Source organism: Nocardiopsis sp. SBT366 (assembly GCF_001083815.1).
In the GTDB taxonomy this organism is placed as follows: Bacteria; Actinomycetota; Actinomycetes; order Streptosporangiales; family Streptosporangiaceae; genus Nocardiopsis; species Nocardiopsis prasina.
In genome coordinates, this window is record NZ_LAVM01000075.1 from 19,672 (window position 1) to 27,243 (window position 7,572).

At 69.9% G+C, this 7,572-nt stretch carries 6 protein-coding genes; all 6 read right to left on the minus strand.

What is annotated here, in order from left to right:
* Positions 1–5 precede the first annotated feature (5 nt).
* The 6 genes from ADX84_RS20120 to ADX84_RS20145 all read right to left on the minus strand — a co-directional run bounded on the left by ADX84_RS20120 (position 6) and on the right by ADX84_RS20145 (position 7,504).
* Complete coding sequence (locus ADX84_RS20120) at positions 6–1,400, minus strand: acyltransferase (RefSeq protein ID WP_049577693.1); 1,395 nt, start codon at positions 1,398–1,400, stop codon at positions 6–8.
* A gap of 366 nt (positions 1,401–1,766) precedes the next feature.
* Positions 1,767–2,597, minus strand: a complete 831-nt coding sequence (gene nadE, locus ADX84_RS20125) for an ammonia-dependent NAD(+) synthetase (RefSeq protein ID WP_049577697.1) — start codon at positions 2,595–2,597, stop codon at positions 1,767–1,769.
* Positions 2,598–2,666: 69 nt separating this feature from the next.
* On the minus strand, positions 2,667–3,251 hold the full coding sequence (locus ADX84_RS20130; protein ID WP_049577700.1) for a putative glycolipid-binding domain-containing protein: 585 nt from the start codon (positions 3,249–3,251) through the stop codon (positions 2,667–2,669).
* A 138-nt stretch (positions 3,252–3,389) separates the two neighbouring features.
* The gene (gene putP / locus ADX84_RS20135; RefSeq protein ID WP_199776648.1) at positions 3,390–4,961 is read right to left on the minus strand and encodes a sodium/proline symporter PutP; all 1,572 of its coding nucleotides are present in this window, start codon (positions 4,959–4,961) and stop codon (positions 3,390–3,392) included.
* A 291-nt stretch (positions 4,962–5,252) separates the two neighbouring features.
* Complete coding sequence (locus ADX84_RS20140; RefSeq protein ID WP_049577703.1) at positions 5,253–5,984, minus strand: FadR/GntR family transcriptional regulator; 732 nt, start codon at positions 5,982–5,984, stop codon at positions 5,253–5,255.
* Between the two features lie 437 nt (positions 5,985–6,421).
* Positions 6,422–7,504, minus strand: a complete 1,083-nt coding sequence (locus ADX84_RS20145; RefSeq protein ID WP_017544419.1) for a ribonucleotide-diphosphate reductase subunit beta — start codon at positions 7,502–7,504, stop codon at positions 6,422–6,424.
* Positions 7,505–7,572: the final 68 nt, after the last annotated feature.

Consider the following 7,572-nt stretch of genomic DNA (forward strand, 5'->3'; position numbering starts at 1 on the left):
CCGGTCTACCCGAGGTAGCCGTCCCGACCACCGGGTCGAACCAGGAAACTGGGCAAAAGCTGGGCTCGCGTTGACCCGGCGGCGGAGCGCGCACGCGGTGCGGCGGTCAGCAGCAGACCGAACACCACGGCCACCAGGCCCAGCACCGGCGCCAGACCGAAGCCCAGACCGGCCACGGTCAGGGCCAGCAGTCCCCCGCCGATCAGCGCGGCGGCGGCCAGCACGCGGACCAGCCCGGGGTCGCCCCGCAGGACCTTCGGCGGCTCCTCGAACCGCACGGCCCAGTTGGCCAGCGGCAGGAGCAGCGGCACCAGGACCGCCACGCCGAGCACGCCCCACAGCAGCCACAGCCCGGTCATCGGGTCGGGCGTGTTGATCCCCAGTCCGTACACGACGGCCCCGGCGACCACGGAGATCGGCAGCATGTGCCACAGGTACACGGTCATCAGCTGCGGCGAGACGCGGTCCAGCATCCGCGCCGGACCGGGCCGGTCCGACCACGCGGAGATCCGGTCCCGCAGGAGCATCGCGACGCCGACCTGCACCGCGCCCAGCGCCGCCAGCACCAGAGTCGGCGGGGCCACGTTCGAGGTCTCGGCGGCGAACACACCGGTCATGTTGAGGGAGTAGGGCCCCACGTACACCAGGACCACGGCGGTCACGGCGCCGACCACCGCCATCCCCACCGCGTGGGGGCGGCGGATCGCACCGGTCGCGTACCGGAACCCCAGCTGGTGCACGGCCAGCCAGACGAAGGCCACGTTCAGGAAGCCGAAGGCCTCCACCCCGAACCCGAACCGGCTCAGGTCCACGACCATCGCGCCGGCCAGCAGCGCGGCGGGGACCCACCAACCGAACCTGTCCTGGGCGGCCACCAGGATCGGCGTCGCCACCACCACCAGCACGTACGCGGCCAGGAACCACAGGACCATGCCCGCCGCGCCCGCGCCGACCAGCACCGGCTGCTGAGGGGCTCCGCCCAGGACCGCCAGGTGCGAGGCGAGGATCCACACCACCGCGAGGGGCACCACCGGCCAGGCCAGCCGCCGCAGCCGCTTGGCCCACCAGACCGAGGCGGACTCGCCCCGGGCCCGGGCCGAACGCCAACTGATCAGGTTGGCGGCGCCGCCCACGAAGAAGATCAGCGGCATGACCTGGGACACCCAGGTGAGCGCGAACCCGCCCGGTGTGCTCAGGACGCTGGTCGCGGCGAGCTCGCCCTCGGACTGCACGGTCAGCACCGGCAGCCACCAGTGCTGGAGGACCACCAGGACCATGACGAACAGGCGCAGGAAGTCAAGGAAACGGTCCCGGCTCCTGGAACGGGGCGCGGCCACCGCCGGTGCTGTGGCGGTGGTCGGGGGCCGGTCCCCGCCCGCGGGTTCGACGGTCACGGTCATGGCTTGTCGCTCCTTGGTCTTTCCCGGGTTCTGGGGGACGTCCCGGCACCGGTGGCGCCTGGACGTGCTGACCGGGCTGTGCTGACCTGTGGGGGGTCCCGACACGTCCCGGTGCGTGCCCTGCTGACGGGCGCTCACCGATACGGATGACGGCAGTGGTGACGCGTCGCTGGTATCGACTCTAGGCGCCAGGTCAAAGGGGGCGCGAGGGCGCTGGGTACCCTCTCTCACCGACGGCCTGCCCTCCCCCTGAGGGTGGTGCCAGCACTACCGGGACCCCCGGTGCGCCGGTGACGCGGGGGTGTCCGCGGTGCCGGGGGTGCGGGTGGGGCCGGGGCGAGGTGGTGCCGCGGGGACCCGGGGGGATCAGGGAGCGGTGGGGAGGGCGCGCTTGTGCCCGGTCACACGGTAGCGGTCCACGAGGGTGCGGACCACCTCGTCGGAAACCGGGAGGCCCTCGAGGAAGTCGTCGATCTGGTCGTAGGTCAGCCCCAGCGCGTCCTCGTCGGGCTTCTGCGGGGTGAGCGTCTCCAGGTCGGCCGTGGGCACCTTGTTCACCAGGTCCTCGGGGGCGCCGAGTTCGGCGGCGACCGCGCGCACCCGGCGCTTGGTCAGGCCGGTCAGGGGAACCAGGTCGACCCCGCCGTCGCCGTACTTGGTGAAGAAGCCGGTGACCGCCTCGGCGGCGTGGTCGGTGCCGACCACCAGGCCGCGCAGGCCGCCCGCGATCGCGTACTGGGCGATCATCCGCTGACGGGCCTTGACGTTGCCGACGACGAAGTCCTCGGCGAAGGCGTGCTCGTGGGTCACGCCGGCCTCGGTGAGGGAGGCGGCCATGGCGTCCGTGGCCGGGCGCACGTCCACGGTCAGGCAGCGGTCGGGGGCGCCGAACTCCACGGCGCGGGCCGCGTCCTCCTCGTCCTTCTGTGCCCCGTAGGGCAGGCGCACGGCCACGTACTCGGCGTCGTGCCCGGCCTCGCGGGCGCGGTCGACGGCCAGACGGGACAGGCGTCCGGCGGTGAGCGAGTCCACACCCCCGCTGATACCGAGGACCAGCGCGCGGGCACCGGTCGTGGTGAGTCTCTCGGCGAGGAAGGCCACGCGGCGCTCGATCTCGGCGTCGACGTCGAAGTGCTCGGGGACTTCGAGGTCGCGGATGATCTCGCGGCGCTGCTCGCTCAGCTCGGTCTCGGTCACGTGCGCTCCCTGGGTGTGGTGCGTGGTCCACCGATTATCACCCTTGCGGGGGATGGCTTCACCACGTGGTCAGGAGTGCGAGCGCAGGCGGCGGGCGAACCGCTCGTAGTCCACCACCACGCCGTCACCGTCCACTGACAGCCGGTACTCGCCGTGGAGGGGGTCGCGGTAGGTGTACCGCTCCAACCCGTCCTCGGCCGGGTGGCGGGTGTAGCGCTGACGGACCCGGCGGATCCGCAGGCACGGGATGTCGATCCACGCGACCGCGATGTCCCGGTGTTCTCCGGGGCGCAGGCCGAGGCGGCGGATGGGGAGCGTGTTCGTCAGGGGGGTGGCCGCGACGTCGGCGTCCAGGCAGCCCACCAGTTCGGGGAGCGGGCGGCCGTCCGCGTCGGTCCAGTGGCCGCCCTGGGCCCGGAGCGTGACCGATCTGGGCCCGCTGGTGGAGAGCACCTCGGCGCGGACCTCGCGGGTCGTCCAGGCCAGGTCCGTGCGGACGGTGAAGCGCGTGAAGAAGCGCTCCTCCCCCTCCACCACGGTCTCCCCGGCCTCCAGCCGGTGGCCGTCGGGCTCGGGAAGCACCGCTCCGAGCCCCAACCCCTGGGGTACGTCGGTGCGGGTCCAGGCGGCCGGGTGTTCCGTCAGTGACGACATGTCACCGTTCTACCGTTCTGGAGGGTGCGGCGCCAGAGCGCGAGCGTGCCCGTGCCGAACGTGACACGGGCACGGAAGCCTTTCGTTACGGGGCCCGCGGTCCGTCCTACAGGGACCGCGGGCTCCGTAGGACGGGTGTCAGGCGACGGGCTGGGGCTCGTCGTCCCGACCGCCGGCCTTGAGTTCGGCCTGCACGAGGTCGAAGTCCGCCTCCATCTGCGGGCTGACCTTGCCGAGCCCGTTGAAGACGAAGATGCACAGCACGCTCAGGGCGATGGCGGGCACCATGGCGTACAGCCCGAGGCCGAGGTAGGCCTCGTCGATGCTGTCCCAGATGATGGCGGTGGTGGCGCCCGCGACCATCCCGGCCAGGGCTCCGGCCCAGGTCATCCGGCGCCAGAACACGGCGAGGACCAGGACCGGACCGAAGCCCGCACCGAAGCCCGCCCAGGCGTAGCCGACCAGGCCCATGACGGACTGGTCGCCGTACAGGGCCACGAGCGCGGCCACCACGGCCACGACGACCACGGCCAGGCGGCTGAGCCACATGAGGGTCTTCGGGTCGGCGTCCTTGTTGACGAAGGCCTTGTAGCCGTCCTCGGTGATGGCGGAGGAGGCCACCAGGAGCTGGGAGTCGGCGGTGCTCATGACCGCCGCGAGGATGGCGGCCAGCAGGAAGCCCGCGACCCACGGGTTCATCAGGGCGTCGATGAGGCGGGGGAAGACCTGCTCGGGGTCGTCGAGCGGGGTGTCGAAGTAGGAGATGCCGACGAAGCCCACGAGGAGCGCCAGCGCCATAGCGGTGACCGCCCAGGTCACGCTGATGGCCGCGGCCTTGGGGATGTCCTTGAGGGAGCGGATGCCCATGTAGCGGGCGAGAATGTGCGGCTGGCCGAAGTAGCCGAAGCCCCAGGCCAGACCGGAGACGATGACGACCCAGCCGAGCGTCTCGGTGGACACCCAGGCCCCGTCGGTGAGGGTGGAGCCGCCGAAGGCCGACATCAGGTTCTCGCCGTTGGCGTTGACGCCGTCGGCGACCGCGCCGAGGCCGCCCAGGAAGCTGATCGCGACCACGGGCACCACTAGCAGGGCCAGCCACATCATCATGGCCTGCACGACGTCCGTGACCGAGACAGCGAGGTAGCCGCCGATGACGGTGTAGGCGACCACGATGCCGAGGCCGATGAGCACCGCCAGCTCCGGGTTGAGCCCGAAGACCTGGTCGAACAGCGACATCATCGCCGTCATGCCGGAGGCGACGTAGAAGAAGTAGAAGACGATGATGAGGATCGCCGAGACCGCGCGCAGCAGACGGGTGCGGTCGTTGAAGCGGTTCTCCAAGAAGGCGGAGAGGGTGAGCGAGTTGGACTCGCCACCATGGCGGGAGTCGGTGACGCGCTCGGTGTACACCCGCAGGCGGGGTGCGAGCAGGATCCAGCTGCCGAGGAAGCCGGAGGCCAGACCGACCGCGATCCAGGCCTCACCGAGACCGGACGCGTAGATCGCGCCGGGCAGACCCAGCAGGAGCCATCCGCTGAAGTCACTGGCGTTGGCGCTCAGGGCGGTGACCAGACTGCCCAGCTTGCGACCCCCCAGGACGAAGTCGGACTGTGACTGTGTGCGGCTGTAGAAGTACACAGCCATCGCGACCATGAGGCCGAGATAGATCGTGAAGGTCACGATGGGGCCGACCAAGGAGTCGGGGTTCAACCGTCTCCTCCTTTCCCTGGAACGCCAACGTTTGACCGTTTAGCGTCATTTACTAAGAACAGGCCCGATCATCACGGTTGGTAGCCCAGACCACAATGCCCTGTGTGCGAAACAACACCCGGTCGAGACCTGGTCGAGTTCTTGACCAGGCAGAATTGTCCAGAAGGCCATCGCTGCGAAGTCCTGTTTGTCGGATCGGACATACGCGACTCCCGGTGGCCCCGAAACGGTCTCGGATAACGAGACACGACCACACTCGGAAACGAGACGGCCCCTCGGGCGTCCGTGCGTTCAGCCGAGCAGCTCCCGCAACCGGCGCTCCACTCCGGCCAGGTGCCCGCCCAGTGCGAGTCGCGCCGCCTCGGGGTCGCGCGCCCTCACCGCTCGGACGATCCGACGGTGTTCCCCGTCGCTGGCCGCCAGACCGTCCTCGGTCAGCGGTGCCACGTCCATGAGCTGGTTGATCCTCATCCGCGCGTCCGTGACCGCCGCTGCCGTCCGCTCGGATCCGGTCAGCTGGGCCAGGGTGATGTGGAAGACGGTGTCGCAGCGCCGGTAGTCGGCGGGTCCGGCATCGGCGGCCACACCCACGCGCCGGTCCAGGAGGGCGTGCTGGTCCACGGTGAGGCCGGTCTCGGCCAGCCGGACCACCGCACCCGTCTCCAGGGTGCGCCGGAAGGAGAGCAGGTCCTCCAGGGCGGTCGTCCCGGTCCCACCGAGGCCGTGGCGGGCCTCCTCGGGGGTGGGCCTCGGGGGCGGCTCGGCGACGAAGGTGCCACCGCCCCGACCGCGACGGGACTCGACGAAGCCCCGTCGCCGGAGGTACTGGATCGCCTCGCGCAGGGTGACACGGCTGACGCCGAGCCGGGAGGAGAGGTCGCGCTCGGCCGGGAACCGGCCGCCCGCCGGGACGACACCGAGCCTGATGGCGCACATCAGCCGCTCGACGGTGACCTCCAGGGCGTTGTCGGCCCGGACGCGGCGGAAGACCGCTTCGGCCGCGGGATCGCAGGAGGGGATCACTCGGTCAGCTTAGGACGTGTTCCGCGCTCTCGCCCGGAAAAGGCGGATCACCGATCTTCTCGGCCTGTCCGTATACCCCTGGGGAGAACGACCCCTTCGCACCTCGGCGAATCCGCATTCACTTGCGCCACTCCCGGCACGTGTACCTCGGTTCGCACGAGTCAACGCGACTGCCAGGGATGACCAGCGGCGCCTCGCTCGGGAACCCACCACTCCGCTCACCACACGGCACCATTGTGGCGTCGGATCCCGGGCACCATTCACCCTTTTGTTTTCTGCCTCCGACACCGAATTGATCGGTAGGGGAAATGACCGAGGACGGGGCCCACAATGGGCAGCGTGACTGATCGGGGAGGCCCGGGCACGCGAACGGCCCGGGGCGCGCGCCCGCCCCGGGCCGTTGGAAGGGGAGAGACTCGTGTCCTCCCAGGAAGGACCTAGTCCCAGTCCAGGCCGCCACCCGTCTGGTACTCGATCACTCGGGTCTCGAAGAAGTTCTTCTCCTTCTGGAGGTCCATCATCTCCGACATCCACGGGAACGGGTTCTCGGTCTCGCCGAAGATGGGGGCGAGGCCGATCTGCTCGGCGCGGCGGTCGGTGATGAAGTGCATGTACTTCTCGCACAGCTCGGCGTTGAGGCCCAGCACGCCGCGCGGCATGGTCTCGCGGCCGTAGGCCACCTCAAGCTCGCAGGCGTCGGTGAGCATCTGCCGGACCTCGGCCTGGAACTCCTCGGTCCACAGGTGCGGGTTCTCGATCTTGATCTGGTTGATCACGTCGATGCCGAAGTTCAGGTGGATCGACTCGTCGCGCAGGATGTACTGGTACTGCTCGGCGATGCCGACCATCTTGTTGCGGCGGCCCAGCGAGAGGATCTGCGCGAAGCCGGTGTAGAACCACATACCCTCGAAGATCACGTAGAACGCGACCAGGTCACGCAGGAAGGACTGGTCGGCCTCGGGCGTGCCGGTCCGGAACTCCGGGTTCTCCAGGTTCTGGGTGTACTTGAGCGCCCAGGCGTCCTTCGCGGTGATCGAGGGGACCTCGCGGTACATGTTGAAGAGCTCGCCCTCGTCCAGGCCGAGGCTCTCGCAGATGTACTGGAAGGTGTGCGTGTGCACCGCCTCCTCGAAGGCCTGGCGCAGCAGGTACTGGCGGCACTCCGGGTTGGTGAGCTGGCGGTACACGGCCAGGACGATGTTGTTGGCGACCAGGGACTCCGCGGTGGCGAAGAACCCGAGGTTGCGCTTGAGCATGAGGCGCTCGTCCTCGGTGAGCCCGTCCTTGGACTTCCACAGCGCGATGTCGGCCTGCATCGCCACCTCGGTGGGCATCCAGTGGTTGTTGCACCCGGCCAGGTACTTCTCCCACGCCCACGTGTACTTGAGGGGCAGCAGCTGGTTCACGTCGGCGCGGGCGTTGATCATCGACTTGTCGTCGACGTTGACGCGCTCGGCGTCGCGCTCGATCTCGCCGAGGCCGCTGGTGGCCGCTGCGCTGTTCTCGGAAACCGCGGTCATGCTCGAACTTGTCCGTTCTCCGGTCGGGCCGGGGTCGTCTTCGGGGAGTGGAGGGGTGCCACGAGGGG